The sequence below is a fragment of the Rhodococcus sp. P3_B8 genome (assembly GCF_056402775.1).
Window position 1 is genome coordinate 1 of record NZ_JBFUGT010000642.1, and the last position, 1,167, is coordinate 1,167.

The window sequence follows — 1,167 nt, forward strand, 5'->3', positions numbered from 1 at the left end:
GGTGCGAGGACCGCGGAGCGTAGCGCGCAAGCCCGGTCCTTGAGGGCCGGGTTAGCGCATCGACTTCGGTCTACCGGGAGCGCGGGGCGGTCGCCGCTGCTGCTCGATGTACTGCCGGAGACCAGTTCATCGGCGGCCGGTACCTGGTCACCGTGCACGGTCCGGTGAATCCGGCGATCGATCCCTCGACCGCAATGATCGAGGCGAATTCGGTGCTGGGCCGGCTGGAGTCGGGGAAGTTGCAGCCGGGCACCGCGTTCGAGTTGTCGTTCGCGTTGCTCGCCGCGTTGACGGCTCGGATGCGGGCGTACACCGCCGAGCTGACCAAGGACGTGTGGAAGCTCGAGCAACAGGTCACTGGCGGGCACCTCGGCAATCCGGAAACCTTTCTCGACGAGATGTTCCGGGTCCGACACGGTCTGCTCACGGTCGGCACCATGGCCGCGTTGAGCCGAGAGGTCTACGGCCGCATGGTCACCATCGAGGCGTTCGGCGCCGGCAAGGGGCAGGATCTCCTGCTCGACGCGGTCGACCAGTTCCAGCATCTGACCGTGATGGCCAAGGGCCAGAAGGATTACCTCCAGGGCACGATCGAGTTCTACCAGGCGCGCACGAACACCAAAATGACCATCGCTGCCGAGCGACTCGCCGTCATCGCGGCCGTCACGCTGCCGATTACTGCTCTGTCCTCGATCATCGGCATGAATGTGATCGTGAACGAACGGACGCAATGGCTCTCGGTTGCCGCGATCCTGCTCGTGATGCTCGCGATGTCCGGGGCACTGCTCGTCTGGGCGAAGCGTAAAGGCTGGTTCTGACGCGTGTATTTTGCGTTCAGCGGGGGAGTGGCGAACTCGGCGGCAGGGCCGTGCCGGGGGTGGGGGAGGACGCGTGACCAGCTCGTGGCATTCCCACCATCTGCGACTCCTGCAGGCTCGTCGGAAATCGCCGCATCAAGTCCCCAAAAAATTCGACCGTATGACTCTGACTCGGACGGAACGCGTCAATTATCCGAATTCTGGTGGTCACCCCGCGGCGTCGGGGTAGTAGGACCCCTGTCTGCACCTCTCGACTAGTTCACAACTTGCTCGAAGGGCTTGGACGCAACGGGCCTCAGGCCGACGCCGGAGTAGGGGAGAGGACGCTGCCGGGGCCGGTGGAGCGGCC

The 1,167-nt window shown here is 64.7% G+C and carries 1 protein-coding gene; it reads left to right on the forward strand.

Features of this window, described 5'->3' with window-relative positions:
* Positions 1-128: 128 nt before the first annotated feature.
* A complete protein-coding gene (locus AC1D1G_RS45415) occupies positions 129-818 on the forward strand; it encodes a CorA family divalent cation transporter (protein ID WP_477956961.1) in 690 nt (229 codons plus the stop codon).
* Positions 819-1,167: the final 349 nt, after the last annotated feature.